This window comes from Cupriavidus sp. GW823-FHT07B10, assembly GCF_058794355.1.
In genome coordinates this window covers 62,980-88,672 of sequence record NZ_JBXAGS010000008.1, presented here as the reverse complement: position 1 = coordinate 88,672, position 25,693 = coordinate 62,980, and the positions used below count along the sequence as shown (strand labels likewise).

Below are 25,693 nucleotides of genomic sequence, written 5' to 3'. Positions count from 1 at the left end.
ACCTACCCCCCCCCCCCCCCCCCCCCCCCCCCCCCCCCCCCCCCCCCCCCCGCCGGGTGGGGCGCGTGCGGCAATGGCGCCTGGTGGCCGTGCCCGGCCCGATGGGCCAACTGGTGCCGGTCCGGATCTGACCGCTTTGCGCTATTGCGGGAAATCCCAGCGCTGCGACCAGTCGGATTCTTCGCGCACGATGTCACGCAGGATGCGCACGGCATCCTGCGACGCCCCTGCGGGGGTCCTGGCGCAGACGAGGAATACCGGATAAGAGAACTCTGACGCGCCTTCCACGCGCGCCAGCACCCCGCTGTCCAGGTAGCTCTGCACCACGCGTGTCCGGAAATACCCACTGCCACCGAACTGCAGGATGTACTGCAGCGCCAGCGGCCCCAGGTTGAAGTACAGCGAGGCGCGCGCATGCTCCGGCAGCGCGCTGTCATGCTGGCGGCGGAATTCCGGTCCCCAGTCGATATAGACATAGCCGCCGTCGCGCTGCGTCGAGCGGATCAGGATCAGCTTCTCTTCCATCAGCGCCTCGACATGCATGCCGGGCGCGTACTCCGGCTGGTAGACCAGCGCCGCATCCAGCGTGCCTGACTGCAGCTTGCGCTGCAGCTCCGCCCCTTCCCCCACTTCCGCCCGCACCGCCTGCGCCGGCATCAGCTGGCGCAGGCGCGTGGTCCACAGCAGCACCAGCGGGTTGCCCAGGCTGATTTCCGTACCGAAACGAAACAGGCTGGCCAGCCCGGCCGGCAACGGCAGCTCGCGGCAGGCCGCCTCCCAGGTCTGCACCAGCTGGCTGGCGTAGCCGAGAAAGCGCTGACCATCGGGCGTCAGCCGTGCGCCCGCCTTGTTGCGCTCGAACAGGCGGCAGTTAAGCTGCGATTCCAGGCTCTTGATGCGCGCGGTCACGGCGGTCTGGGTGACATGCAGCTTGTCAGCCGCGGCCAGCAGGCTGCCGGTGCGGACGACTTGCAGGAAGGTGCGGGCGAGATCGATGTCCATTGGGCGGGGAATTACCAGTGTGACGAATTGTAGGTAATGACAGACGAGATTGAGAATTATGGACGTACACACGCAGATGTACTTCTGATTGGATGGTGCTATGCTCGTACCTACAAGGATGTACATGGAAACCACAATGCCTTTCACCCGGATCTTCCGTAACGGAAACTCCCAAGCGGTGCGCATTCCCGCGGAACTGGCCTACCCCGACACCGATATGCAGCTGGAAATCGAGCGGATCGGCGATGAGTTGCGGATCCGCCCCGTGCGACAGCGCCTGACGGGCCTGCTCGACGCCTTCGCCGCGTTCCCGGCCGACTTCATGGCACAAGGCCGCGGCGACCAGGAGCAGGCTGAGCGGGAGGGATTCTGATGGCCAGGTATATGTTCGACACCAACATGTGCATCTACCTGATGAAGCACCAGCCGCCCCAGGTGGCCGAACGCTTTGCACAATGCTTCGAGGGCGATGTGGTGCTGTCTGCGATCACCCTGGCCGAACTCGAATACGGTGTAACCGCCTCGGGCAATCCGGAGGCTGCGCGGCGCGCGTTGCACGGGCTGGTCGCGCGGGTCCCAGTGCTGCCGCTGAACGCCGAAGCCGCGCGCGCCTACGGCCCGATTCGTGCCGCCAGGCGCGAACGCAAGGCAGATGTCATGGACAAGCTGATTGCCGCCCATGCCATTGCGGAGGATCTGACAGTGGTCACGCGCAACGTGCGCGACTTTGCGACGTATCCGGGCCTGCGCATCGAAGACTGGACCGCGTCACCCCAGGCCTGAACTCAAATACCCCAGCCTTCCCGAACGACTTCATGTCGGCAGGGCGGGACGAACAGGAACAGGTCAGGCGCTAAAGGCCGCACTGCGCCACTTGTTTCGCCACCCTGCTCCCGGGAGCCCCGCCAGGTCAGCGCGCCGGCTGCGGCCGCACCGCCGCTGGCATGGCAACCGGCACGGCGCCTGGCGCCGGCGCGCTGCGCGCCTCGCGCGGCAGCCTCAGCGGCGCGAGGCCTTCCGGCTCCCGCAAGGCCAACCCATTGTCATAACCGGTGGCAACGGCCTCCAGGTATCCGGGCGCAAACTTCTGTTCCGGCGTCACGGCCTGCACGGCAGGCGCTGCAGCCTGCGGCGCTTCGGACTGGGCGCAGGCGACACTGTTGATGCATAAGCCCAGCACGCGCAGCAGCGCCATGGCCTGGCGCGAGCGGTGCAGGATTGCGGGCGGGCGCGGCGCGGCCTGCCCTGTCTGGCATTGGGGTCGGGTGTACATCGGGGTTCTCCGGGAAGCCATTGCTGGCTGGTGGCACAACGAGCCGCGGCGCCGCGCTCGCTGTCCATTGCGCAATGACCGTGCCACCGCCACAAGGCTGGTTGCGGCGTGGATTACGGCACTTTCCGGGAATGGGATGGTGGGGCCAGGCCGACGCTGGCGGCAGGGATGTCGGTCGATCTCCAACACCCTCGGCGGCGTCCGCGCCGCCACAGGTGCGTAAGCCCCGCCCTCAGGGCTTGACCGCCGCCGCCAGCACTGCCGGCATCGGCACCTCGAAGCCGCTGCCGCGCATATAGGCGGCGACGGTGCCGCGCAGCACGGCGCGGATCTCGTCGCGGGCCTTGGGAGTCTGCGCGCGCAGCGTGGCGGCGGCGCGCACGGTGCCCTGGGCCAGCGCATCGAACAGCTGGTCGGGCGTGGAGAAGCGCCATACCTGCGGCACGTTGCGGCAGGTGGGCGAGACAAAGCCGGCCTGCTGCAACGCGGTGCGGCAATGGCCCGGATCGCTGAACAGGAAGAAGTTCGGCCCCACGGGGATATCGACCTCCATCGAGCCGTAGGCGCGGATCGCGGCATAGACCGCGCCGAAACCGACCGCGCGCTCGGGCGTGTCCCACACGGTGAAGGCGATGCGCCCGCCCGGGCGCAGCACGCGGAAGGCCTCGGCCAGCGCGGCATCGGGGTCGGACAGGTGGCACATGCCGAAGCCATTGACCACGGCATCGAAGCTGGCATCGCCGAACGGCAGCGCCTGCGCATCGGCCTGCTCGTAATGGACATCCGGATGGAGCTTGCGCGCCAGCTGCACCTGCGCCAGCGAGAAATCGATGCCGACGGACTCTGCGCCGCGCCGCACCGCCCCCGCCGCGACATGTCCGGAGCCGGTGGCCACATCCAGCACGCGCAGCCCGCTGGTCACATGGGCCTCGTCCAGCAGGGACTCGACCGATTGCCGGGTCACGTGCGACAGATGCTCCTGGTACTGGCTGACGACCTCGGGATCTTCCCAGCCAGCCAGCTCAAAAGCCCGAAACGAATCTGCGGTGTGGTCCATGCCCTCTCCTCGGCGTCGACGCCAGGCCGGTTTGCGCGGACGCAGTGCCCCTCCGCCGTCTGACCCCGGTAAAACCAAGTATAGACAGCGCTGGCGGCGCTCAGCGGCCGGGCGTTCAGAGCGGCACCCGGACGTGCCCTCAGGCAAAGCGCAGCGTGGCCACGCCGGCGGCAATCAGGCAGGCCGCGCCCAGGCGGGCGGCGCCCACGCGCTCCTTGAGCAGCAGCCCGGAGATCAGCGCGCCGAACAGGATCGAGGACTCACGCAGGGCCGCTACCGGGGCCACCGGCGCGCGTGTCATCGCCCACAGCGACAGCCCGTAGGACGCCAGCGTGCCGCCGCCGCCCACCAGCGCGAACACCAGGTTGCGCCGCACATAGCCGCCCAGTGCCGGCCGGCGCGCCACCAGCGCCCACGCCGCCAGCGGGACCGCGGTCAGTAGGAAGATCCAGAACGAATACGCTACCGGCGCGCCGGAGCGGCGCACGCCGGTGCCGTCGATCAGCGTATAGGCGGCGATCACCACTGCGTTCAGCAGCGCCAGCCACATGCCCTCACGGCTGCCAGGGGCACCGCGGGCGCCACCCGCCATGGCCAGGATGCCCAGGCTGATCACGGCGATGCCGCTCCACGCCAGCGCCGACAGGTGCTCGCCCAGCCAGCCCACGCTGGCCACCGCCACCAGCAGCGGCGCGGTGCCGCGCATCAGGGGGTAGGTCTGGCTCATGTCCGCGGTGTGGTAGATGCGTGCCACCAGCGCGAAATACACCACGTGCACGCCCACTGACGCGGCGATGAACGGCCAGCTCGCCGGCGCCGGCTGCGGCAACGCCGGCAGCGCCACGGCGCCCATCAGTCCGGCGCTCACCGCCACCATCACCGTCGACAGCATCTTGTCGCCGCCGCCCTTGACCACCGCGTTCCAGGCGGCATGCAGGAACGCGGCGAGCAGGACGACAGCGAAGACCGTGAGAGACATGGACGGCAGCGGGCTCGGCGTGTGGGGACGCCGTCATTCTAGCGGTGCGGTGCCGCCGCTGCCGCGCCCTGGTCCGCCTACTTCGCGCCGCTGACCCGCCACACGGTATTGCCGACATCGTCGGCCACCAGCAAACCGCCTTGCTTGTCGATCGCCACGCCCACCGGCCGCCCGCGCGCGTTGCCGTCCTCATCGAGAAAGCCGGTCAGCACGTCGAACGGCGCGCCGTTGGGCCGGCCCTTGCTGAACGGCACGAAGATCACCTTGTAGCCCGCCAGCGGCCTGCGGTTCCACGAACCGTGCAGGCCCACGAACATGCCTTCGCTGAAGCGCGCCGGCAGGTTGTTGCCGCCGGCGGCGGCCAGCCCGAGCGATGCGGTGTGCGCCCCCACGGCATAGTCCGGCACGATGGCCCTGGCCACCAGGTCCGGCGCCGGCGGCTTCACGCGTGCGTCGACATGCTGGCCGTAGTAGCTGTAGGGCCAGCCATAGAAGCCGCCGTCGCGCACCGAGGTGATGTAGTCCGGCACCAGGTCGCTGCCGATTTCATCGCGCTCGTTGACGGCGGTCCAGAGCATGCCGGTGACCGGTTCCCACGCCATGCCGTTGGGATTGCGCAGGCCGCTGGCAAAGATCCGGTGCGTGCCGGCCTGCGGGTCGACCTCCCAGATGGCGGCGCGGCCGACCTCCTTGTCCATGCCGTGCTCGCCCACGTTGCTGTTGGAGCCCACCGTCACGTACAGCTTGCTGCCGTCGCGGCTGGCGATCAGGCTCTTGGTCCAGTGATGGTTGAGCGGCCCGCCGGGCAGGTCCACCACCTTCTGGGGCGCGGCCGTAATCCGGGTCTGTCCGGGCTGGTACGGGAAGCGCAGCACCGCGTCGGTGGCGGCTACGTAGAAGTCGTTGCCGACCAGGGCCATGCCGAACGGCGAGTTCAGGTCCTTTAGGAACACCGAGCGCTGGTCGGCGACGCCGTCGCCGTTGGTGTCGCGCAGCAGCGTGATGCGGTTGGCGCTGGGGGTGCCGGCGCCCGCGCGCTTCATCACCTTCTTCATGATCCAGCCGCGGAAGCCCTTGCCGTCGTCGGGCTTGGGCGGGGCATTGCTCTCGGCCACCAGCACGTCGCCGTTGGGCAGCACATAGACCCAGCGCGGATGGTCCAGCTTGTCGGCGAAGGCCGTCACCGCCATGCCTGCGGCCGGCACCGGGCGCTGGCCCGCGGCCCAGCCGATGGCCGGCGCGATCTTGACGGTGGGGATCGCGGTCTGGTTGGGTGGCGGCAGCTGCGGCGTGGGGCCAAAGCCCGCTTCGGAAGGCAGCTTGGCCGTTTCACCGCAGGCGGCGAGCGCAGCGGTGGCGCCCGCCAAAAGAACGACACGCAACAGGGAAAAGGTGATGGGCATCGGCATGGTCCGGGCTCCTCAGGCAACGCAGGGCGATGCGCCTGTTCCTGGACTATAGGATGCGTGCCGCCCGCCCCTCTGTAGGCGCCGGGGAGGCCGCCGTGTAGGACGATGCCCACGCCCGCGGCGCGCACGCCGCAGGCTGCCTCAGCCGCGGTGCGGCGTATCGAGCCCCTTCACCACCGCCGGGCGCTTCACGAAGGCCTCCAGCACGCGCCTGACATGCGGGAAGTCCTGGATGCCGACCAGTTCGCCCGCCTCATAGAAGCCAAGCAGGTTGCGCACCCACGGGAAGGTGGCGATATCGGCAATGGTGTAGGTGTCGCCCATGATCCAGTCGCGCCCTTCCAGCCGCTGGTTCAGCACGTTCAGCAGGCGCCGGCTTTCGGCCACGTAGCGGTCGCGCGGGCGCTTGTCCTCGTACTCCTTGCCCGCGAACTTGTGGAAAAAGCCCACCTGCCCGAACATCGGCCCGATGCCGCCCATCTGGAACATCACCCACTGGATGGTTTCGTAGCGGCGCGCGGGGTCGGCCGGGATCAGCTGGCCCGACTTGTCGGCCAGGTAGAGCAGGATCGCGCCCGATTCGAACAGCGCCAGCGGCTTGCCGCCCGGACCGTTGGGATCGAGGATGGCGGGAATCTTGTTGTTCGGGCTCAGCGACAGGAACTCCGGCGACATCTGGTCGTTGGCGTCGAAGCGCACCAGGTGCGGTTCATACGGCAGGCCGGTCTCCTCCAGCATGATCGACACCTTGACCCCGTTGGGCGTGGGCAGGGAATACAGCTGGATGCGGTCGGGATGCTGCGCCGGCCATTTGCGGGTGATGGGGAAAGCGGACAGATCGGGCACACTGGCTCCTGGTTCAGGCGCTTGCGCACTGCGCAAGAAGGCGCCGGACAACGGAAAAGCCCGATCATAAACCGCTCCTGCCATGCATGCAGCGCAGGGCCTCAGGCGGCCTCGGCCAGTTGCACCGCGCGATGCAGGGCCGCGCGCAAGGCCTCGCCCTGGATCGGCTTGTGCAACACCGGGAAGCCGCTGTCATGCAGCGCCTGCAGCCGGTCTGGCGCGGTGTCGCCGGTGACGATCAGCGCCGGCACCGCGCGGCCCAGGCTGGCGCGCAGCATGCCGACCGCGGCGATGCCGGTCGGGCCTTCGGCCAGCCGGTAGTCGGCCAGGATCAAGTGGACCGGGGCGGGCCCGTCCTGGCTGGCGGCGCGGTACGCAGCGCGCACTGCGGCAACGGTGCGCCCGCCGTAGACCACATGGCCCCAGAGCGACAGCAGTTCGGTGAGCGCGCCCAGCACCTGCGCGTCGTCGTCGACCAGCATCACGCAGAGCGGCTCGCCAGCGGCCGCGGGAATGGCGGGGGTGGCTGGATGCACCTGCGCCGCGGCGGCAGCCAGCGGCACGCGCACCGAAAACACGCAGCCGCGCCCCGGTGCGGAACGCAGGCCCACCTGGTGGCCAAGCAGCGCCGCCAGGCGCCGCACGATCGCCAGGCCCAGGCCCAGTCCCTTTGCGCCCGCCTGGTCGTCGCCTGCCGTGGCAAGGCCCGGCACCTGGGCGTATTCGTCGAACACGCGCGACTGCTGGGCCGCGGCGATGCCCGGGCCGGTGTCGATCACCTGGATCTCCATGGCATCGCCGCGGCGCCGCGCGCCCACCAGGATGCTGGCACGCGGCGCATGGCGCAGCGCATTGGCCACCAGGTTGTCGAGGATGCGCTTGAGCAGGTCCGGATCGCTGTCGATCCACGCGCGCGCCGGCACCACCCGCAGCACGCTGCCGCGCTGGCACGCCTGCTCGGCGTACTCGTCGCGCAGCTCGGCCAGCAGCCGCGCCAGCTGCAGCGGCTGGCGGCGCACCGGCATCACGCCGGCATCCAGGCGCGAGGCGTCGAGCAGGCCGTCGAGCAGGTTGTCCATGCGCGCCAGCGTGGCTTGCAGCCGGTGGCCGATGGCATGCGCCTGGCCGCCTGCCACATCGCCGCGCTCGCCCAGAGTCAGCAGCGATGCCGCCTGCAGGCCGATGGCATACACCGGCTGGCGCAGGTCGTGCCCGGCGGCCGCCAGGAAGCGCGTCTTGGCCCGGTCCGCGGCAGTGGCGCGGTCGCGCTCGCGCTCAAGCTCGCCGATCAGCGCGACGTTCTCGAAGCGCAGTGTCACGCCATCGCGCAGCGCGCGATAGGTGACCTGGCTGTAGTAGATGTTGACGCACAGCAGGCACGCGGCAAAGCCCGCGTAGACGCCATACACCGGCCCCTGCTGCACCAGGCAATAGATGGTGAACGGCAGCAGCATGGCCGCGACTGAACCGCGGTAGGTGGCCGGATGCGCCGACAGCGACGGGATCGCGCCACTGGACATGCCGGCCAGCACGATGCAGCAGAACGCCACCAGCTGCGGCTCGGGCGGCAGCAGGATGGCAGAGCCCACGGCGCCCCACAGCAGGCTGGACAGCCAGGACAGCACCATGAAGCGGCGTGCCCACACCTGCGGCGGCGTGCTGCCGTCGCGCCGGAAGTAGCGCCACGACAGGCCGATGCGCAGCGTGGTCAGCAGGTACACCGCGGCCATCCAGCCGGCCAGCATGGGCAGCGGCACGCTGGGACGCAGCACATAGACCACCGGCAGCGCAATGACGAAGTTGGCAAACAGGACCGCGTTGGACTGGCGGTAGAGCAGGTCCACCATCGCCGCCGGCACATCTCCGGGCTGCCAGGCCGGCGGCAATCCGGTGCCTGTGGCTGTCATGATGCGAGCGCCCGTTGCGGGCGGCAGGAAACGGTACGGCAACAGGACAACGGAAGCTTGCGCATGCTAGGTAGGCCGTGGGGCAGGTTGGGCGTGCAACGCTATAATCCAGCCGGCCGCCGGTTCATTGGGGCATTCAGCAGGCCACCTGCAGCTGCCGGACTGACGGGCTGCCGTTTTATACCACCTTCCCTTTCCCATTCGCCACCGATGCACCTGCCGCGATGAGCCGCTTTTCCGTCCCGACCCGCGTGGCCCTCGCCGATGACCATGCCATCGTGCTGGAGGGCCTCAAGCAAGTGCTGTCCGGCGTCGGCAACCTGGTGCTGGCGGGCGAGGCAGCAGATGGCGCGCAACTGCTGGGGCTCCTGGAACGGGTACCGACCGACCTGCTGGTGATGGACCTGGGCATGCCCGGCGTCGATGGCCTGGCCTTCGTGGAACGCCTGCGCACAAGGCATCCTCCGCTGCGCATCCTGGTGCTGACCGGCAGCGCGGGCGCGGGCATGGCCCACGCGGCGATCGATGCGGGCGCCAATGGCTACCTGGTCAAGAGCGGCGATATCAGCGAACTGGTGCCCGCGCTCATGGCCCTGCGCGAGGGCCGCAACTTCGTGGCCGCGCGCGCCACTGCACCAGCCACCGCGGCACCGGACGGAATTGCCACGCTCACCCGGCGCGAACTGCAGATCCTGATGCTGATCGCGCGCGGCGCCACCGCCGGCGACATTGCCGCGCAACTCGACATCAGCCCGCTGACTGCGCGCAAGCACCGCGAGAACCTGATGCGCAAGCTCGACCTGCACAATACCGCGGAGGTGGTGGCGTACGCCGCGCGCCAGGGGATTCCGCTGGGTGCTCCAAAACCGCCCGAACTAGCCTGAGCAAGGTGTTCTCCCTCTCTCCTCATGGGGAGAGGGAACATCCCAGCGGCAATTTGGTGGCGGTGGCGTATGCCACCCGTCAAGCCGGCGAAATCCAAATACAAAAGGGGCCCCGCAAGCGGGGCCCCTTCTTCATGCCAGCCTGACTGCGCGGCTTACACCGTCACGCCGTCGGCCACTTCCTTGAAGTCCTCGATCTGGTCGAAGTTCATGTACTTGTAGATCTTGTCGCCATTGGCGTTGAGCACGCCCATGTCGGCCATGTACTCTTCCTTGGTCGGGATACGGCCCAGGCGCGAGCAGATCGCCGCCAGTTCGGCGGAACCCAGGTACACGTTGGTGTTCTTGCCCAGGCGGTTCGGGAAGTTACGCGTGCTGGTCGACATCACCGTGGCGCCTTCGCGCACCTGTGCCTGGTTGCCCATGCACAGCGAGCAGCCCGGCATTTCGGTGCGGGCACCGGCGGTGCCGAACACGCCATAGTGGCCTTCCTCGGTCAGTTGCTTCTGGTCCATCTTGGTCGGCGGAGCCACCCACAGCTTGACCGGGATGTCGCGCTTGCCTTCCAGCAGCTTGGAGGCTGCGCGGAAGTGGCCGATGTTGGTCATGCACGAACCGATAAACACTTCGTCGATCTTGGCGCCGGCCACCTCGGACAGCGTCTTGACGTCGTCCGGGTCGTTCGGGCAGGCCACGATCGGCTCATGCACGTCGGCCAGGTCGATCTCGATCACGGCGGCGTATTCGGCGTCGGCGTCCGGCTCCAGCAGCTTGGGATCGGCCAGCCACGCTTCCATGGCCTTGATGCGGCGCTGCAGGCTGCGCGGGTCCTGGTAGCCCTGGGCGATCATCCACTTCAGCAGCGTGATGTTGCTGTTGATGTATTCGATGATCGGGTCCTTGTTCAGGCGCACCGTGCAACCGGCGGCCGAGCGCTCAGCCGATGCATCCGACAGCTCGAACGCTTGCTCGACCTTCAGGTCGGGCAGGCCTTCGATTTCCAGGACGCGGCCCGAGAAGATGTTCTTCTTGCCTTGCTTGGCCACGGTCAGCAGGCCTTGCTTGATCGCGTACAGCGGAATCGCGTTGACCAGGTCGCGCAGCGTCACGCCGGGCTGCATCTTGCCCTTGAAGCGGACCAGCACCGATTCCGGCATGTCCAGCGGCATCACGCCGGTGGCGGCGGCAAAGGCCACCAGGCCCGAACCTGCGGGGAAGCTGATGCCGATCGGGAAGCGGGTGTGCGAATCGCCGCCGGTGCCAACGGTGTCGGGCAGCAGCATGCGGTTCAGCCACGAGTGGATCACGCCGTCGCCCGGGCGCAGCGAGATGCCCCCGCGGGTGCTGATGAACTCGGGCAGCGTGTGGTGGGTCTTGACGTCGACCGGCTTCGGATAGGCGGCGGTGTGGCAGAACGACTGCATCACCAGGTCGGCCGAGAAGCCCAGGCAGGCCAGGTCCTTCAGTTCGTCGCGGGTCATCGGGCCGGTGGTGTCCTGCGAGCCCACCGAGGTCATCTTCGGTTCGCAGTAGGTGCCCGGGCGGATGCCCTTGCCTTCAGGCAGGCCGCAGGCGCGGCCGACCATCTTCTGCGCCAGCGTGAAGCCGCGGCCGGTATCGGCCGGGTTCTGCGGCAGGCGGAACAGCGTCGACGGGGCCAGGCCCAGCGCTTCGCGCGCCTTGGCGGTCAGGCCACGGCCGACGATCAGGGGAATACGGCCGCCGGCGCGGACTTCATCGAACAGCACGTCGGACTTGACCTTGAACTCGGCGATCACTGCGCCGTCCTTCAGGGCCTTGCCTTCATACGGGCGCAGTTCGACCACGTCGCCCATTTCCATCTTCGACACGTCCAGCTCGATCGGCAGCGCGCCGGCGTCTTCCATGGTGTTGTAGAAGATCGGGGCGATCTTGTTGCCCAGGCACACGCCGCCGAAGCGCTTGTTCGGGATGAACGGGATGTCTTCGCCGGTGAACCACAGCACCGAGTTGGTGGCGGACTTGCGGCTGGAGCCGGTACCGACCACGTCTCCCACGTAGGCGACCAGGTGGCCCTTTTCCTTCAGCGATTCAATGAACTTGACCGGGCCGCGCTTGCCGTCTTCTTCCGGCTGGAACGCAGCGCCTTCGCGCTTGTTCTTCAGCATGGCCAGCGCGTGCATCGGGATGTCCGGGCGGGTGGTGGCGTCCGGGGCCGGCGACAGGTCGTCGGTGTTGGTTTCGCCCGGCACCTTGAACACGGTGATGGTCAGGCTTTGCGGCACTTCCGGACGGCTGGTAAACCACTCGGCGTCGGCCCAGCTTTGCAGCACGGCCTTGGCGTTGGCATTGCCCTGGTCGGCCTTTTCCTTCACATCGTGGAAGGCGTCGAACATCAGCAGGGTCTTCTTCAGCGCCTCGGCGGCGACGGTGCCCACTTCGGCATCGTCCAGCAGCTCGATCAGCGGCGAGATGTTGTAGCCGCCCAGCATGGTGCCCAGCAGCTCGGTCGCCTTGGCGCGCGAGATCAGCGCGCACTTTTCCTTGCCCAGCGCCACGGCGGCCAGGTACGAGGCCTTGACCTTGGCGGCGTCATCCACGCCGGCCGGCACGCGGTAGGTGATCAGCTCCACCAGGGTCTGCTCTTCACCGGCGGGCGGGTTCTTCAGCAGTTCGACCAGCTCGGCCGTCTGCTTGGCGGTCAGGGGCAGAGGGGGGATGCCAAGCGCGGCGCGCTCGGCCACATGTGCGCGATAGTTTTCAAGCATGGGAACCTGCTGAGTAATTAGGTTTAGAAAATCTCGTTACGTCGCGATTGTAGTCTGAAGCCGCTCCCTGGTCAAATGTCTTATATCTTATATAAGAGTGAAGACAAAAAACATCATGCAAATCAACGTATTGGAGATTGAAGGACGTGCAAACCCACATGAATCACTACCCGACTGGCGTAGTAGGGAATGCATGGCGGCGCTCCCGCGACCTGCCCGGCGGCCCGGCCAGGAATCGCGGCAGCTTGCACCGGCACTCAAGTTCACACGACATCAAGCGTTAACCAGCCTGCAGGCGCGCAACAAACGGCGCCCGCTCGCGTAGCCGTGCCTGCTCCCTTTCCGCTCAAATGGCCAAGCTGAAAGGGTTTCCCCCTTTTTTTCGGCCCTTTGCTGGCCTGCGATTCCGGAAGAATGGCAGGCATTCCGATACAGGCTTCTCATGGCGAACACGGCTTCCCCTCCCCGGACTGGCAACACAGGCAAGCGCGGCCGGCTGCTGCTGATCGGCGCCGGCGTGCTGGTGGTGGCACTGGGCGCCGGAGGCTTCGTGCTGGGCAGCGTGCTGAGCAACCGCCAGCCGGCGGCGCCCGCCGCGCCTGCCGCCCCGGTCGTGCCGCCGCCGATCTTCGTGCCGCTGGACGCGTTCACCGTCAACCTGCGCAGCGACGACGGCGACCGCTTCCTGCACACCGGCCTGTCACTGAAGGTGGCCGATGCCGAGACCCAGGCTCGCCTGGCCCAGTACCTGCCCGAGGCACGCAGCCGCATCCTGCTGCTGCTGTCGGCCAGGCAGCCGGCCGACCTGGCCACCGTCGAAGGCAAGCGCAAGCTGGCCGACGACATCCGCGACACCATCAGCAAGCCGTTTGCCAGCGGCCTGCCGGCGCAGCGGGTGCTGGACGTGCTCTTCACCTCTTTCGTGGTGCAGTAAGCGCAAGCCAGGGCCGCACCGGATTCATCCATAACGCCGCACAAGGGGCAGGACACTAGATGGCCTACGACAAGTTCCTCTCGCAAGACGAGGTCGACGAGCTGCTCAAGGGCGTATCCGGCGAAGCCGATACGCCCAAGGCCAGCGAGCCTGCGCTCGACGAGGGCGGTGTGCGCCCCTACAACCTGGCCACGCAGGAGCGCATCATCCGCGGCCGCCTGCACACGCTGGAAATCATCAACGAGCGCTTTGCGCGCTCGATGCGCACGGCGCTGTTCAATTTCATCCGCCGCGGCGCGGACATCACCGTGGGCAGCATCAGGATCGAGAAATTCGGCGACTTCGCGCGCAACCTGCCGATGCCGACCAACCTGAACCTGGTCCACCTGAAGCCGCTGCGCGGCACGGCGCTGTTCGTCTACGACCCGAACCTGGTGTTTCTGGTGGTGGACAACCTGTTCGGCGGCGACGGCCGCTTCCACACCCGCGTGGAAGGCCGCGACTTCACCCAGACCGAGCAGCGCATCATCCAGCGCATGCTGGAGCTGACGCTGGCCAGCTACGGCAACGCCTGGCGCACCGTGCACCCGATCGAGACCGAGTACATCCGCTCGGAGATGCACCCCAAGTTTGCCAACGTCGCCACCCACAACGAGGCCGTGGTGACCACCGCCTTCCATATCGAACTGGGCGCCGTCGGCGGGCAGCTCCACGTGTGCCTGCCGTACGCGATGATCGAGCCGCTCAAGGACCTGCTGATGAATCCGCTGCAGGACGAGAAGGAAGTCGACAAGGGCTGGGTCACGCAACTGTCCACGCAGCTGCGCGCGGCCGAGGTGGAGCTGGTGGCCGAGTTCGCGCACCTGCAGAGCACCGTGGCCGAAGTGCTGGCGATGCGCGCCGGCGACGTGCTGCCGATCGAGCTGCCGGAGAAGGTGTTCGGCAAGGTGGACGGCGTGCCCGTCATGCAATGCGGCTTCGGCACGATGAACGGCCAGTACGCGCTGCGGGTAGAACGAATGATCAATCACCAGGACGGCGATTCCCACCTGGACACCGAGGACAGCGATTATGAGTGACGGCATCGAGGACAAGCCCGTCGATCCGATGGACGACTGGGCCAGCGCGCTGGCCGAGCAGACCAGCGCCACATCCGCCGGGATCCCCGCAGCTGCCGCACCGGCGGCCCAACCCGCGGCCACTCCGGCCGCCGCCACCGTGTTCCAGCCGCTGGCGAAGGAAGCGCCGAGCGGCTTCCGCAACGATATCGAGATGATTCTCGATATCCCGGTGCAGCTGACCGTGGAACTGGGCCGCACCAAGGTGCCCATCAAGAACCTGCTGCAGCTGGCGCAGGGCTCGGTGGTGGAGCTGGACGGCCTGGCCGGCGAACCGATGGACGTGCTGGTCAACGGCTACCTGATCGCGCAGGGCGAGGTAGTGGTGGTGAACGACAAGTTCGGCATCCGCCTGACGGACATCATCACGCCGTCCGAACGCATCCGGAAGCTGAACAAATGATCATGCACACGCGCGCCAGCCTGGCCGTGCTTGCGGCGCTGCCGGAGGCCGCCATGGCCGCCGACGGCACGCACGCGCCCGCCATCAGCGGCGCGGCCAGCCTGGCGCAGGCCGGGCTGGGGCTGTTCGCCATCGTCGCGCTGATCCTGGGCATGGCCTGGGTGGCCCGGCGTGCCGGCCTGGTCCGTCAGGCCACCGGCGGCGCGATGAAGGTGGTCGGCAGCACCATGCTCGGCGCGCGCCAGCGCCTGGTACTGGTGGAAGTGGGCGATACCTGGCTGGTGCTGGGCGTGAGCCCCGGCGAAATCCGGCCACTGCATACCCTGCCTGCGGGCACCACCGCAGCCAATCCCCTCGCCGCCACCGGCGGTGCAGGCCCTTCGCAACAGCCGGGTGGCGGCACCTTTGCCGAAAAGCTGCTGCGTTCGATGCAAAATCACTTCAAGTCATGAATTCCCCGCGTGCCGCGCTGCGGCGCCCGCTGCCGGGCCCGCTGCTGTCCCTGCTCGCGCTGATGCTGGCCATTGCCGCGCTGGCGCCCGCGCCGGCCTGGGCCCAGGCACTGCCCGGCGTCATCAGCAAGCCCGCCCCGGGCGGCGGCCAGATCTGGTCGCTGCCGGTGCAGACGCTGGTGCTGCTGACCTCGCTGTCGTTCCTGCCTGCGGCGATGCTGCTGATGACCGGCTTCACCCGCATCATCATCGTGCTGGGCCTGCTGCGCAGCGCACTGGGCACCGCCACCTCGCCGCCCAACCAGGTGCTGGTGGGCCTGTCGCTGTTCCTGACCTTCTTCGTGATGGCACCGGTGTTCGACCGTGTCTACAACGACGCCTACAAGCCGCTGTCGGAAAACAAGATCAGCCTGGAAGCCGCCGCGGCCAAGGCCGCGGAGCCGCTCAAGGCCTTCATGCTGCGCCAGACCCGCGAGAAAGACCTGGCCATGTTCGCGCACATGGCCAAGGCGCCTGAGATGCAGGGCCCCGAGGAAGTGCCGCTCAGCATCCTGGTGCCGGCCTTCGTCACCAGCGAGTTGAAGACCGCGTTCCAGATCGGCTTCACCATCTTCATCCCGTTCCTGATCATCGACCTGGTCGTCGCCAGCGTGCTGATGGCGATGGGGATGATGATGGTGCCGCCGGCCACCATCTCGCTGCCGTTCAAGCTGATGCTGTTCGTGCTGGTCGACGGCTGGCAGCTGCTGCTCGGTTCGCTGGCGCAGAGCTTCATGAACTGACACGGCCCCAACGCCCGCCACCCACCGCAGAGTCCGAGCCATGACACCCGAGACCGTAATGACCATCGCCACCCAGGCGATGAAGATGACCCTGCTGCTGGCCGCCCCGCTGCTGCTGGTGGCGCTGGCCGCCGGCCTGGTGGTGAGCCTGTTCCAGGCCGCGACGCAGATCAACGAGATGACGCTGAGCTTCATCCCCAAGCTGATCGCGCTGTTCGCCACCATGGTGCTGGCGGGGCCGTGGATGATCAATTCCATGGTCGACTACATGCGCGAGGTGTTCCAGAGCATTCCCGCGCTGGCGCACTGACGCTGGCCAGCCCCCCGCCCTCCCGCCCGTGGTCGAATTCACCTCAGCCCAGCTCTACAGCTGGCTCGCGGCGTTCCTGTGGCCTTTCTTCCGCATCCTGGCCCTGATCGGCACCGCGCCGCTGTTCGGTGAGTCCACCATCCCGCGCCGCGCCAAGATCGCGCTGTCCGCGATGATCGCGGTGGTGGTGTCGCCCACCATCGCGCAGCTGCCGGTGGTGCCGGTGTACTCCTTCGGCGGACTGATGATCATCCTCAACGAAGTCGGCATCGGCCTGGCCACGGGCTTTGCCATGCGGCTGGTCTTTGCCACCGTGCAGCAGGCCGGCGAAATCATCGGCCTGCAGATGGGCCTGTCCTTTGCCTCGTTCTTCGACCGCGCCGCCGGCGGCCAGACCATGGTGCTGTCGCGCTTCCTGAACCTGATCGCGATGCTGCTGTTCCTGGCGCTGGACGGCCACCTGCTGATGCTGGGCGCGCTGGTCGACAGCTTCAGCGGCCTGCCCATCGGCGGCACGCCGCTGTCCGCCGGCGGCGCCATGGCCGTGGCCCGCGCCGGCGGCATGGTGTTCTCGTCCGGGCTGCTGCTGGCCTTGCCGATGATCGCCGCGCTTCTGACGCTGAACCTGGCGATGGGCATCCTCAACCGCGCCTCGCCGCAACTGTCGATCTTTGCGGTCGGCTTCCCGGTCACGCTGTCCGGCGGCCTGCTGGTGCTGATGCTGGTAATGCCGCAGATGGGCACCTACATGCAGCATATGATCGAGGCGGGGCTGGAGGCGGTCGGGACGGTGCTGGGGCAGTTTGCGCGGTAGGTTTGCGCTTTATCTTAGATCTCGAATATTACTTGACATGGCGCCTGAAAGGGCTAGTATTGCGCCATGTACTTCGATCTCTAAGATTTATGAGGTACCGCAACCACCGTTCAGGAGCCCTTCATGTACGACATTTTCGCCACCGACAAGCTGATCGACCTCTGGCTGACCGAAGACATCGGCATCTGCGACTTGACCGTCCAGACCATGATTGAACCGGGAGAGACCGGCACCTTCTGCATGAACGCCCGCGAGCCGATGCTTATCGCCGGCATCGACGTGGCGGCACGCATCTTCGCGCGCTACGATCCGACGCTGTCGGTCGATGTGCGCGTCGCCGACGGCGACAAGGTTGAAAAAGGCGCGGTGCTGCTTAACGTGAGCGGCAATGCACGCAGCGTCCTGACGGCCGAGCGCACCGCGCTGAACATCATGCAGCGTCTGTGCGGCATCGCCAACCATACGGCAACCTATGCCCAGGCCATTGCCCATACCAAGGCGCGCCTGATCGACAGCCGCAAGACCACGCCGGGCCTGCGCGCGCTGGAAAAGCATGCGGTGACCTGCGGCGGCGGCCTGAACCACCGGCTGAGCCTGGACAACGGCGTGATGATCAAGGACAACCACATCGCCGTGTGCGGCAGCATCGCTGCCGCCGTGGCACGCGTGCGCCGCAAGCTGCCCGTGCTGACCAAGCTGGAAGTGGAATGCGACCGGCTGGAACAGGTGCACGAAGCACTGGCAACCGGTGTCGACGTGATCATGCTGGACAACATGTCGGTGCCCGACATGAAGGAAGCCGTGCAGATCGTCAATGGCCGGACCAAAGTCGAGGCGTCAGGCGGCATCCGCCTGGAAACGATCCGGGCCGTGGCGGAAACGGGCGTGGACTACATCTCCACGAGCAAGATCACCCAGTCGGCCCCTGCCGTGGACATCGGGCTCGACGAAGCCTGACACCCGCGGGGCTCAGGCCCCCTGACCGATTCACGCCTTCTACCCAAGGCATTCACCCTTGCCGGTCTCGCCCGGCGAGGGTCTTTTCCGTTGCGGGTCGTCTACAGGTCCGAGAGCAGGCGCCCTACCTCCTGGGTGGACGGGACCCGCCGGCCATGTTCCGCCGACGCGGCTTCGTCGGCGACCAGCCGCTTCGCAATCGTGATCAGCACGCGGCGCGTGGTCAGCACGTCTTCTTCGCTCAGCCCTGCCACGCTGAGTTCATTCACCTCGGTCGCCAGCGGTTCAAGCTTGCGGCGCAGCCCGCGTCCGGTCTTGCTCAGGAACACATGCACCTTCTTCTTGTTGCCAGGAAGATGCGTGCGTTCCACGTAGCCCAGCGCCTCCAGCGCCTTGACTGCCGCAAACGTCGTCGGCTCGGTCACCCCGGCGCGTTCGCTCAGCTCTCGCTGCGACACGCCGTCATGGCGCCACAGGATACGCAGGATGGTCCAGTGGCCATACGAAACCGAATGTTCCGCCAGCCGCAGCTGCAGCGCCCGGATGTAGGCCCGGGCGGCATCCTTCACCAGGTGGGCAAGCCGTTCTTCATCGGCTTCATCCGCAGGCGTGATCGGGACCGGAGCATCCGGTTTCTTTGTGGCCATAGTCGTGAGGGAAAGTAGAGCGTATGCATGCGGCAGCGGACGGCCCGGTGCCAGCGACAGCGCACATGATAGCGCCTCCGGCGCTCGCACGCCGACATCACCGCTTCATCGGCCATGCCTCTCCATGTAGCGTTCACTCCATCAGTGCACGATGCCCGCAACCCATGCATGAGGCACCGTCACTGCGCACCCGTATCCCCGTGTTTTCCCCTACAAGTCCGCGAATCCCGCGTACACACTGGATTTGCGGGCGCTGGCCCGTTGTTTGCATTACCTTAGACATCGAACTTATCTTGACACCCCCCTGGCCGGTGCTAGCATAGCCACATAACTTCGACATCTAAGGTAATACTCATGAAGGCGACCGGCACATTCTTCTTTGTTGTGGGGCCCAGTGGCGCTGGCAAGGACTCCCTGATCGACGGTGCACGTGCCGCGCTCGACGGCGACTACGTTTTTGCGCGGCGCGTCATCACGCGTCCCGACGGGTCTGCTGGCGAAGAGCACGAAGGTGTCACGGAGGCCGAGTTCGCGCGGCGCCAGCGAAGCGGAGAGTTCCTGGTGACCTGGGACGCGCACGACCTGCGCTACGGATTGCCCAAGTCCCTGATGTGCGAGCTCGAACGCGGCCGCAACGTCGTGGCCAATGGCTCGCGCGGCGTCATCGCGGAACTCGCGGCGCGCTTGCCCCGTTTCGTGGTGGTCCTGGTAACGGCACCGCATGACGTGCTTGCCCGGCGCATTGCCGCACGCGGGCGGGAATCGGGCGACCAGGTTGCCAGCCGCGTGGCACGCGCGGGAGCTCCGGTGCCGCCACACGTCCCGTGTATCACGGTGTCGAACCACAGCACGCTGGAAGCAGGCACGGCACGCTTTGTCGAAGCCTTGCGCACCGGCACCAGGACATCCGCCGCCGAACGGCCGGCCAGCCGCACCAACCTTATGGCCAAGCTGCGCGGCGAGCCGCTCGACGAAGCGGCCTACGTTGCCGTGCTGCAGGACGCCATCGCCGGGCGCTACACCGAGGCCGAGCTGACCGAGTTCCTGGTTGCCGCAACCCGCACGCTCACGGACGAGGAAGTGGTGGCTCTGGCGCGCGCGCGTACCGCCTTCACACCCCGCATCGACTGGGACGAACCGGTAGTCGTCGACAAGCATTCGATGGGCGGCGTTCCCGGCAGCCGCATCACGCTGATCGTGGTGCCGATCGTCGCGGCCTACGGGCTGGCGATGCCCAAGACATCGTCACGCGCGATCACCTCTGCCGCCGGCACCGCCGATGCCATGGAGACCATCGCACGGGTCGACCTGGCGCATGAAGACGTGCGCCGATGCGTGGCCCAGGCACGCGCCTGCATCGCCTGGAACGGACGGCTGAACCATTCCGTGGTCGACGATGTGATGAACGCCATCACGCGCCCGCTGCGGCTCGATTCGCGGCGCTGGTCGGTGGCGTCGATCCTGTCGAAAAAGTACACCGCCGGCGCCACCCACGTCATCGTCGACCTGCCCTACGGGCCGCAAACCAAGCTGGCAACACGCGCCGACGCCGAGGCGCTGGGCGCGCTGTTCGAACACGTCGGCAAGGGACTGGGCCTGCACGTACGCGCACTGGTCACGGACGGCAGCGGCCCGATCGGCCGCGGCATCGGCCCCGCACTGGAAGTGCGCGACGTCCGACTCGTGCTCGACAACGCTCCCGATGCGCCCGCCGACCTGCGCGACAAGGCCCTGCGCTTTGCCGGCGAAATCATCGCATTCGATCCCCGCGTGGACTCCCCCGAACACGGCATGCAAATTGCGGCGGCGCTGCTGCATGAAGGCAAGGCCAGGGCCGCGTTCGATCGCATCGCCGCCGCGCAGGGCGTCCGCTGCGATCCAGTGGCGCCGGGTACGCATACGCTGGTCGTTCCCGCCACCACGCGGGGCCGGGTGGCGGGCGTCGATGGCCTGCAGATTTCCGGCGTGGCGCGCGCCGCCGGCGCGCCGCGCGATGGCGGTGCCGGGGTCGACATGCTGTGCGCGATCGGTGCAAAGGTGGCGCCAGGGCAACCGCTCTACCGTATCCACTCGGACTCCGCTGAAGCGCTAGAGGCGGCTGCAGCACTGGTGCGCGCCGGCGGCGAGTGCTGCCAGGCGGTGCGTATAGACCCCGATTGACCGGCTTTCCCGCTTCCTTCACCCTAACCGACGAGGCATATCAATGAGACCCCTATCCGTCGTCAGCAGTCTGGCATCGCTCCTGTTTGTCGCAGGCAGCCTGGGCACCCTGCCCGGGCGCGCCGAAGCCAATATCGCCAGTACCTTCCCGCAAAAGCCGATCCGCATGGTGGTGACGTTCCCGGCCGGAGGGGGGACCGATTCTCTCGCGCGCCTGATCGGGGCCGACATCAGCAAGTCGCTGGGGCAGCCGGTGGTGATCGACAACCGGCCCGGCGCCAGCGGCAATATTGGCGCCGAGTTCGTCGCCAAGAGTCCTGCCGACGGCTATACGCTGCTCATTGTCAACAGCAGCTTTGCCATCAACCCGAGCGTCTTCAAGAAGCTGCAGTTCAATCCCAAGTCCGATTTCAGCGCCGTCATCACCTTCGCTTCGGTGCCATCGGTGATCGCCGTGCCATCGCACTCGAAACTCCGCACCTTCAGCGACCTGCTGGCGGCGGGCAAGAGCCCTTCACCCCCCAGCTATGCGTCGTGCGGCAACGGCACCCCGCAGCATCTGGCCGGCGAACTGCTCAAGGTCTCGGCAAGGATGGACATGCTGCACGTGCCGTACAAGGGTTGCGCCCCCGCCATCGCCGACGTGCTCGGCAACCAGGCCGATGTCAGCGTCAACACGCTGACCAACACCATCCCCTACCTGAAAAGCAACAAGCTGCGCGCGCTGGCCGTCACGTCGAAGGCACGCTCGCCGTTCCTGCCTGACGTACCCACCGTGAGCGAGCTTGGCGTGGCCGGCTATGACGTCGACCAGTGGTTCGGCATCCTCGCCCCGGCAAATACGCCGCCCGAGATCGTGCAAAGGCTCAACACGGAAATCGCCAGGGCCATCGCCAGGCCCGAGGTCAAGGCATCGCTGACGCAGCTCGGCTTTGCCACGACGACAAGCACGCCCGCTGAATTCCAGAAGCTGGTGAGCGCCGACATCGATCGCTGGCAGAAATTCACGACGAAGATAAATCTGCTCGTCGACTGACCCGGCTGGGGCACCGGCCAGGCCACAGCAGACGGATCCCCCGACTTCCCGTAGTACATCGTTGCCACGCGGGCGCAAGCCAGCCCCGTGAGAGCGCGTTCGTGCCTGCGGGATGGCCGCGACGATCCGGTGGCACCGGTCGGCCATCAGGCCGGATCAGAAGCCGACCGTGGCCGACATCATCAACGTACGCGGCTCGCCAATGGCCAGGCCGCCATAGCTGTCCACCGCGGCCCAATAACGGCGGTCGAACACATTGCGCAGATAGAGGCGCAGAGTCGTGTCTTTCCCGGCCATCCTGGTCCGATAGCGCGCACCCAGGTCCACGCGCGTCCAGGCTGGCAAGCTCTGGGCGTTGGCCTGGTCAACATACTGGCTCCCGGTGTAGGCAAGCGCGCCGCTCAGTGTCAGACCCGGCAGCCACGAGGCGTCCCATTCAGCGCCAAGGTTCACCTGCAGCGACGGGGCGCCGATGACGGACCTGCCCACCGTGCCGGCGTCCGCGTCGCGGGTGATGGTTGCGTCAAGCAGTGCAGCGCTCGCCAGCAAGCGCACGTTGCTGGCGGGCTCGCCGTACAGCCCGAATTCGAGACCCCGGCTACGCTGCTCGCTGTTGACGGCGAACAACGAGCCAGCAAGCTCCCCGCCGGGCTTGCTGATCTGGAATGCGCTGATGGTGGCGCGCATGCCGCCTTGTTCCAGCTTTAGCCCTACCTCGTATTGGCGCGACTTGTACGGGGCGAACACTTCACCGGCATTGCTGGCACTGCCCGGCGCGATATCGCCCTTGCTGAGCCCCTCGATACGATTGGCGTAGAACGACACCTGCTGCCACGGCCTGACCACCAACCCCGCCAGCGTCGTCCACGCGCCCTGGTCATAGCGCGAGGCCAGTCCTCCGTCAGCATTGAAGTTCTCCGACTGCACACGCTGGTGGCGCAGGACGAGGGTCAGTTGCAGGCGGCGGTCAAGGACCGAGAGCGTATCGGCCAATGCCACACCGGTGAGCCGTGTCTTCGATACGGTCGGCACGCCAGACGGCGCCGGCACATCCTGGAACGGCAGCGTCGCGGGCGCGTAGAGGTTGGTCAGCGCGGTCGTGCTGGCAGTGTTGTACGCGCGCCCGAGCTTGTCGTGGTAGCCACTGGCCACGACGCTGAGCTGGTGACTCACCGGCCCGGTCTGGAAACGCGCGCGCACGCCGGTGTCGGCGCTGACACGCGCCACCTGGAAGCGATAGTTGGAGTCGGCCACCGCCACATCGCCCGCGGCATCGAAGATGGTTGGCGTGATGGCAAACAGCCGCGCCACGTGCGTCTGCCCGCCACCGGCATCGGCAAACCAGGTCACGCCGTCGGCAAGGTCGTACTCCGCGCGCAGCAGCTGCGAGCCGTCGCGGATATGGGATTGCTCCCACGGCTGCGAGATATTGCGGCGGCCATCCGGCGCGTCGGGCACGGCGATGCCTGGCACGATATGCAGCAACCGCGACGGCGCGGAAATCCGTTCGCGCTGGTCGATCAGATCCAGCGTGGTGCGCCAGCGCTCGCCCTGGTAGTCCAGCGCCAGCGCGCCCGAGGTGGCGCGGCGCGACTGGTTGTCGAGCGCGGTACCGCCACCCAGGTAACTGCCGTTGAAGCGGATGCCGAACTGGCTGGCACTGCCCAGGCGGCGGCAGATATCCACGCTGCCCCCGAACTGCGACGCCGCCGAGCAGGCGCACCCCCTTCCAGGCCTCCCCAGACAGCGTGAGCTCGATGCCCTGGTTGCGCTGCTCGCTGTCGATCGCATAGACCGTGCCGAACAGCTGGCCGCTGGGCTTGGTCATGCGGAACACGGCCAGCGTGGCCATGACCTTACCGGCATCGAGCTTCACGCCCACCTCTTGCTGCTTGGTCTTGTACGGCGCGAACACCTGGCCCGCGTTCGACGCGGTGGCGGGCGCGATGTCGCCCTTGCTCAGGCCTTCCACGTAGTTGGCGTACAGGGACACATGCTGCCAGGGCTTGTACACGATGCCGGCCAGCGGCGTGACGGCGGGCCACCTCGGCGCGCGACTTCTGGTTGTCCAGCGGGGTCGGGCCCTGGCGGTGCAGCCCGTTGAAGCGCACCCCCCATTCACGCTTCTCGCCGAAGCGGCGGCTCAGGTCGACGGCGCCGCCCACCTGCGCGTCGGAAGCATAGTCCAGCGTAAAGCGCGTCAGGTCCGTGGCCAGCGCACGCTTGGGCACCACGTTGACCACACCGCCCACGCCGCTGTTAGGCGACATGCCATACAGTAAGGCGGCCGGGCCCTTGAGCACCTCGACCCGCTCCAGGTATTCGGTGAACAGGTGATAGTTGGACGAGACCCCGTAGACGCCGCGTCGAAGGCCACCTCGGACAGGTTGCCCTCGTTGATCGGGAAGCCGCGGATGTAGAACGAATCGGTCACGCCGCCGATCTGGCCGGTGAAGCGCGTGGACGGGTCGCTCCCCAGCACTTCCGCCAGCGTCACGGCTTGCTGGTCCTCCAAGCGTTGTGCGGTGTAGTTGGTCGTCGCGAACGGGGTGTCCATCACCCCCTTGTTGCCAAGCAGCCCGAGCCGGCCGCCGCGCGCGACCTGTCCGCCCGCGTACGCCGCGGGCAGGTCGCCGGCGCCATCGACGCTGGCGCTGACGGTCACGGCCGGCAGCGTTTGCGGATCGGCGGCCTGCGCCAGGGCTTCAAACGGTGCCACGGCCGCCCCCAAGGTCAGGCAGACGCAGGCACGGTGCAGCGCGATGGCCAACGGCCGGGGTTGCGGCGTGCAGGCCATGCGAGGCGACTTTGCAGGGCGGGCGTGGGTAAAACAAGGTACAGACATCATTCTCTCCGGCAGCGACAGGTTTTGGTCTCCTATGCTGTTGGCCGGTCGAGAACCGGAATCCCCTCACTTTTCCTGAAAATATTTCTCGCACGCCCGGCATCGTGGTTCAGCGCGGCCCCACGCTGACCCAGAAGCGCGTGCGGTAGCGAATGCTGATGGGCTGCGCCTGCGCAAGGAATGTCAGCGCCCGGTCGGTGTCTCGCACCTGGTATGCGCCGGACACGCGCAGGTCCGCCACGGACGGGTCGCAGACGATGCGCCCGCTCCGGTAGCGCGACAGCTCGACCAGCAGGTCCGCAAGCCGCATGTCGTTGCCGGCGATCACGCCATCGGCCCGGCCATCGTCCGTGAACGGCCGGGCCGGTGCTGGTGCGCTGCTGTCGGCTGCGAGCCACCAGTTCGCGCCGGCTCGCGCCACCTTTGCGTTGTCATCGGCGGCCCGGCCGTTGGCAGGATGCAGGGCGACCGCACCTTCGAGCACGCTGACGCGCGCGTGCCCGTCCTCCAGCCGCACCACAAAGCGCGTGCCCAGGGCGCGTAGTCCGCCAAATGGCGTCTCTACCCAGAACGGCCGCATTGCAACGGGCGTATCGTGGCCGGTGGCAACCAGGATCTCTCCGCGCCGCAACGTCACGACGCGGCGCGTGGCGTCGAAGCGGGTGCTGATCGCGGTGTCGGTGTTCAGCACGATCGTGCTGCCGTCGTCGAGCCGCACCGTGCGCTGCTCGCCGGTGGCGGTGCTGGCATCGGCCAGCAGGCACTGCCACGGAGCCAGCTCGCGCGCTGCGCCGGCAGCCAGTACCGAAACACCAGCCAGCGCAAGGATCTTGATTGCCTGGCGCCGCCGGATGCCGCGCGTGCCACGACGCTCGCCCACGGCCTTCAGCGTATCGAGCGCCAGGGCCGGCGGAATCCGGCTGAAATCGTCCTTCAGGCCCTGCACGCGCTGCCAGGCCACGCCATGCAGCGGACTGGCGGCCAGCCATTGTGCAAAACCCTTGTGCGCAACGGCATCCCCCTCGCCAAAGTCGAGCTTGACCATCCAGCGGATGGCCTGGTCGACGACATCGGACGGAACAGAGAGAGCAGGCCGCGGCTGCGTGGGCCTGCCTGGATCGGTCACCGGCG

At 67.4% G+C, this 25,693-nt stretch carries 25 protein-coding genes and 1 pseudogene; 13 read left to right on the top strand and 13 right to left on the bottom strand.

Annotated elements, in window-relative coordinates; genetic code table 11:
- Positions 1 to 141: 141 nt before the first annotated feature.
- Positions 142 to 1,002: a LysR family transcriptional regulator gene (locus AC1Q6V_RS18360; protein ID WP_058698484.1), complete on the bottom strand. Its 861-nt coding sequence runs from the start codon at positions 1,000 to 1,002 to the stop codon at positions 142 to 144.
- 124 nt (positions 1,003 to 1,126) lie between these two features.
- On the opposite strand from AC1Q6V_RS18360, the gene vapB reads away from it, so the two are divergent.
- Together vapB and AC1Q6V_RS18350 are read left to right on the top strand one after the other, a co-directional pair.
- On the top strand, positions 1,127 to 1,375 hold the full coding sequence (vapB, locus tag AC1Q6V_RS18355) for a type II toxin-antitoxin system VapB family antitoxin (RefSeq protein WP_011616683.1): 249 nt from the start codon (positions 1,127 to 1,129) through the stop codon (positions 1,373 to 1,375).
- The gene (locus AC1Q6V_RS18350; RefSeq protein ID WP_010810384.1) at positions 1,375 to 1,785 is read left to right on the top strand and encodes a type II toxin-antitoxin system VapC family toxin; all 411 of its coding nucleotides are present in this window, start codon (positions 1,375 to 1,377) and stop codon (positions 1,783 to 1,785) included. The genes vapB and AC1Q6V_RS18350 overlap by 1 nt, the downstream gene beginning before the upstream one ends.
- Before the next feature lie 127 nt (positions 1,786 to 1,912).
- On the opposite strand, the gene AC1Q6V_RS18345 is transcribed toward AC1Q6V_RS18350, so the two are convergent.
- The 6 genes from AC1Q6V_RS18345 to AC1Q6V_RS18320 form a co-directional block, all read right to left on the bottom strand.
- On the bottom strand, positions 1,913 to 2,275 hold the full coding sequence (locus AC1Q6V_RS18345; RefSeq protein ID WP_010810385.1) for a hypothetical protein: 363 nt from the start codon (positions 2,273 to 2,275) through the stop codon (positions 1,913 to 1,915).
- A 232-nt stretch (positions 2,276 to 2,507) separates the two neighbouring features.
- The gene (locus tag AC1Q6V_RS18340; RefSeq protein WP_010810386.1) at positions 2,508 to 3,332 is read right to left on the bottom strand and encodes a class I SAM-dependent methyltransferase; all 825 of its coding nucleotides are present in this window, start codon (positions 3,330 to 3,332) and stop codon (positions 2,508 to 2,510) included.
- A gap of 139 nt (positions 3,333 to 3,471) precedes the next feature.
- Positions 3,472 to 4,311, bottom strand: coding sequence for an EamA family transporter (locus AC1Q6V_RS18335; protein ID WP_439672459.1), 840 nt, complete (start codon positions 4,309 to 4,311; stop codon positions 3,472 to 3,474).
- Between the two features lie 77 nt (positions 4,312 to 4,388).
- Entirely contained in the window at positions 4,389 to 5,720 is a 1,332-nt protein-coding gene (locus AC1Q6V_RS18330; protein ID WP_010810388.1) for a PQQ-dependent sugar dehydrogenase, read from the bottom strand.
- Between the two features lie 141 nt (positions 5,721 to 5,861).
- Positions 5,862 to 6,566: a glutathione S-transferase N-terminal domain-containing protein gene (locus tag AC1Q6V_RS18325; protein ID WP_010810389.1), complete on the bottom strand. Its 705-nt coding sequence runs from the start codon at positions 6,564 to 6,566 to the stop codon at positions 5,862 to 5,864.
- A gap of 101 nt (positions 6,567 to 6,667) precedes the next feature.
- Positions 6,668 to 8,473: a hybrid sensor histidine kinase/response regulator gene (locus AC1Q6V_RS18320; protein ID WP_454749396.1), complete on the bottom strand. Its 1,806-nt coding sequence runs from the start codon at positions 8,471 to 8,473 to the stop codon at positions 6,668 to 6,670.
- Between the two features lie 224 nt (positions 8,474 to 8,697).
- Between AC1Q6V_RS18320 and AC1Q6V_RS18315 the strand changes: the two genes are divergently transcribed.
- Positions 8,698 to 9,357, top strand: coding sequence for a response regulator (locus tag AC1Q6V_RS18315; protein ID WP_454749397.1), 660 nt, complete (start codon positions 8,698 to 8,700; stop codon positions 9,355 to 9,357).
- Positions 9,358 to 9,512: 155 nt separating this feature from the next.
- Here the strand turns inward: AC1Q6V_RS18315 and acnB are convergent, their stop codons facing one another.
- Positions 9,513 to 12,104 (bottom strand): bifunctional aconitate hydratase 2/2-methylisocitrate dehydratase, encoded by a 2,592-nt coding sequence (acnB, locus tag AC1Q6V_RS18310; RefSeq protein WP_010810392.1) that lies wholly within the window; start codon positions 12,102 to 12,104, stop codon positions 9,513 to 9,515.
- Between the two features lie 442 nt (positions 12,105 to 12,546).
- Between acnB and fliL the strand changes: the two genes are divergently transcribed.
- From fliL to nadC, 8 genes are all read left to right on the top strand, one after another.
- Positions 12,547 to 13,038, top strand: coding sequence for a flagellar basal body-associated protein FliL (gene fliL / locus AC1Q6V_RS18305; protein ID WP_011616679.1), 492 nt, complete (start codon positions 12,547 to 12,549; stop codon positions 13,036 to 13,038).
- Positions 13,039 to 13,097: 59 nt separating this feature from the next.
- A complete protein-coding gene (fliM, locus tag AC1Q6V_RS18300; RefSeq protein ID WP_010810394.1) occupies positions 13,098 to 14,117 on the top strand; it encodes a flagellar motor switch protein FliM in 1,020 nt (339 codons plus the stop codon).
- Entirely contained in the window at positions 14,110 to 14,559 is a 450-nt protein-coding gene (gene fliN / locus AC1Q6V_RS18295) for a flagellar motor switch protein FliN (RefSeq protein ID WP_010810395.1), read from the top strand. The genes fliM and fliN overlap by 8 nt, the downstream gene beginning before the upstream one ends.
- Positions 14,556 to 15,011: a flagellar biosynthetic protein FliO gene (fliO, locus tag AC1Q6V_RS18290; RefSeq protein WP_454749398.1), complete on the top strand. Its 456-nt coding sequence runs from the start codon at positions 14,556 to 14,558 to the stop codon at positions 15,009 to 15,011. Before fliN ends, fliO begins: the two co-directional genes overlap by 4 nt.
- Positions 15,008 to 15,793, top strand: a complete 786-nt coding sequence (gene fliP / locus AC1Q6V_RS18285; RefSeq protein ID WP_492316437.1) for a flagellar type III secretion system pore protein FliP — start codon at positions 15,008 to 15,010, stop codon at positions 15,791 to 15,793. The genes fliO and fliP overlap by 4 nt, the downstream gene beginning before the upstream one ends.
- Before the next feature lie 40 nt (positions 15,794 to 15,833).
- On the top strand, positions 15,834 to 16,103 hold the full coding sequence (gene fliQ / locus AC1Q6V_RS18280) for a flagellar biosynthesis protein FliQ (protein WP_010810398.1): 270 nt from the start codon (positions 15,834 to 15,836) through the stop codon (positions 16,101 to 16,103).
- Between the two features lie 28 nt (positions 16,104 to 16,131).
- Positions 16,132 to 16,917, top strand: coding sequence for a flagellar biosynthetic protein FliR (fliR, locus tag AC1Q6V_RS18275; protein WP_439669718.1), 786 nt, complete (start codon positions 16,132 to 16,134; stop codon positions 16,915 to 16,917).
- Between the two features lie 123 nt (positions 16,918 to 17,040).
- Positions 17,041 to 17,874, top strand: coding sequence for a carboxylating nicotinate-nucleotide diphosphorylase (nadC, locus tag AC1Q6V_RS18270; RefSeq protein ID WP_010810400.1), 834 nt, complete (start codon positions 17,041 to 17,043; stop codon positions 17,872 to 17,874).
- Positions 17,875 to 17,975: 101 nt separating this feature from the next.
- Here the strand turns inward: nadC and AC1Q6V_RS18265 are convergent, their stop codons facing one another.
- Positions 17,976 to 18,521, bottom strand: coding sequence for a MarR family winged helix-turn-helix transcriptional regulator (locus AC1Q6V_RS18265; protein WP_058698488.1), 546 nt, complete (start codon positions 18,519 to 18,521; stop codon positions 17,976 to 17,978).
- Between the two features lie 354 nt (positions 18,522 to 18,875).
- On the opposite strand from AC1Q6V_RS18265, the gene phnN reads away from it, so the two are divergent.
- Both phnN and AC1Q6V_RS18255 read left to right on the top strand, forming a co-directional pair.
- Positions 18,876 to 20,681: a phosphonate metabolism protein/1,5-bisphosphokinase (PRPP-forming) PhnN gene (phnN, locus tag AC1Q6V_RS18260; protein WP_011616677.1), complete on the top strand. Its 1,806-nt coding sequence runs from the start codon at positions 18,876 to 18,878 to the stop codon at positions 20,679 to 20,681.
- 43 nt (positions 20,682 to 20,724) lie between these two features.
- The gene (locus tag AC1Q6V_RS18255; RefSeq protein WP_010810403.1) at positions 20,725 to 21,717 is read left to right on the top strand and encodes a tripartite tricarboxylate transporter substrate binding protein; all 993 of its coding nucleotides are present in this window, start codon (positions 20,725 to 20,727) and stop codon (positions 21,715 to 21,717) included.
- Positions 21,718 to 21,873: 156 nt separating this feature from the next.
- Here the strand turns inward: AC1Q6V_RS18255 and AC1Q6V_RS18250 are convergent, their stop codons facing one another.
- The 4 genes and pseudogenes from AC1Q6V_RS18250 to AC1Q6V_RS18235 form a co-directional block, all read right to left on the bottom strand.
- On the bottom strand, positions 21,874 to 23,403 hold the full coding sequence (locus AC1Q6V_RS18250; protein WP_454749399.1) for a TonB-dependent receptor: 1,530 nt from the start codon (positions 23,401 to 23,403) through the stop codon (positions 21,874 to 21,876).
- Positions 23,339 to 23,710 (bottom strand): annotated as a pseudogene (locus tag AC1Q6V_RS18245) (TonB-dependent receptor domain-containing protein); the annotation flags it as partial. The pseudogene AC1Q6V_RS18245 and the gene AC1Q6V_RS18250, both read right to left, overlap by 65 nt.
- Positions 23,711 to 23,917: 207 nt before the next feature.
- The gene (locus AC1Q6V_RS18240) at positions 23,918 to 24,487 is read right to left on the bottom strand and encodes a TonB-dependent receptor plug domain-containing protein (RefSeq protein WP_492316436.1); all 570 of its coding nucleotides are present in this window, start codon (positions 24,485 to 24,487) and stop codon (positions 23,918 to 23,920) included.
- A 184-nt stretch (positions 24,488 to 24,671) separates the two neighbouring features.
- Positions 24,672 to 25,688 (bottom strand): FecR domain-containing protein, encoded by a 1,017-nt coding sequence (locus AC1Q6V_RS18235; RefSeq protein WP_454749400.1) that lies wholly within the window; start codon positions 25,686 to 25,688, stop codon positions 24,672 to 24,674.
- Positions 25,689 to 25,693 lie beyond the last annotated feature (5 nt).

Coding starts and splice junctions, on each gene's coding strand:
- AC1Q6V_RS18360 (WP_058698484.1), bottom strand. CDS start 1,002: ATGGACATCGATCTCGCCCGCACCTTCCTGCAAGTCGTCCGCACCGGC.
- vapB (WP_011616683.1), top strand. CDS start 1,127: ATGGAAACCACAATGCCTTTCACCCGGATCTTCCGTAACGGAAACTCC.
- AC1Q6V_RS18350 (WP_010810384.1), top strand. CDS start 1,375: ATGGCCAGGTATATGTTCGACACCAACATGTGCATCTACCTGATGAAG.
- AC1Q6V_RS18345 (WP_010810385.1), bottom strand. CDS start 2,275: ATGTACACCCGACCCCAATGCCAGACAGGGCAGGCCGCGCCGCGCCCG.
- AC1Q6V_RS18340 (WP_010810386.1), bottom strand. CDS start 3,332: ATGGACCACACCGCAGATTCGTTTCGGGCTTTTGAGCTGGCTGGCTGG.
- AC1Q6V_RS18335 (WP_439672459.1), bottom strand. CDS start 4,311: ATGTCTCTCACGGTCTTCGCTGTCGTCCTGCTCGCCGCGTTCCTGCAT.
- AC1Q6V_RS18330 (WP_010810388.1), bottom strand. CDS start 5,720: ATGCCGATGCCCATCACCTTTTCCCTGTTGCGTGTCGTTCTTTTGGCG.
- AC1Q6V_RS18320 (WP_454749396.1), bottom strand. CDS start 8,473: ATGACAGCCACAGGCACCGGATTGCCGCCGGCCTGGCAGCCCGGAGAT.
- AC1Q6V_RS18315 (WP_454749397.1), top strand. CDS start 8,698: ATGAGCCGCTTTTCCGTCCCGACCCGCGTGGCCCTCGCCGATGACCAT.
- acnB (WP_010810392.1), bottom strand. CDS start 12,104: ATGCTTGAAAACTATCGCGCACATGTGGCCGAGCGCGCCGCGCTTGGC.
- fliL (WP_011616679.1), top strand. CDS start 12,547: ATGGCGAACACGGCTTCCCCTCCCCGGACTGGCAACACAGGCAAGCGC.
- fliM (WP_010810394.1), top strand. CDS start 13,098: ATGGCCTACGACAAGTTCCTCTCGCAAGACGAGGTCGACGAGCTGCTC.
- fliN (WP_010810395.1), top strand. CDS start 14,110: ATGAGTGACGGCATCGAGGACAAGCCCGTCGATCCGATGGACGACTGG.
- fliO (WP_454749398.1), top strand. CDS start 14,556: ATGATCATGCACACGCGCGCCAGCCTGGCCGTGCTTGCGGCGCTGCCG.
- fliP (WP_492316437.1), top strand. CDS start 15,008: ATGAATTCCCCGCGTGCCGCGCTGCGGCGCCCGCTGCCGGGCCCGCTG.
- fliQ (WP_010810398.1), top strand. CDS start 15,834: ATGACACCCGAGACCGTAATGACCATCGCCACCCAGGCGATGAAGATG.
- nadC (WP_010810400.1), top strand. CDS start 17,041: ATGTACGACATTTTCGCCACCGACAAGCTGATCGACCTCTGGCTGACC.
- AC1Q6V_RS18265 (WP_058698488.1), bottom strand. CDS start 18,521: ATGGCCACAAAGAAACCGGATGCTCCGGTCCCGATCACGCCTGCGGAT.
- phnN (WP_011616677.1), top strand. CDS start 18,876: ATGAAGGCGACCGGCACATTCTTCTTTGTTGTGGGGCCCAGTGGCGCT.
- AC1Q6V_RS18255 (WP_010810403.1), top strand. CDS start 20,725: ATGAGACCCCTATCCGTCGTCAGCAGTCTGGCATCGCTCCTGTTTGTC.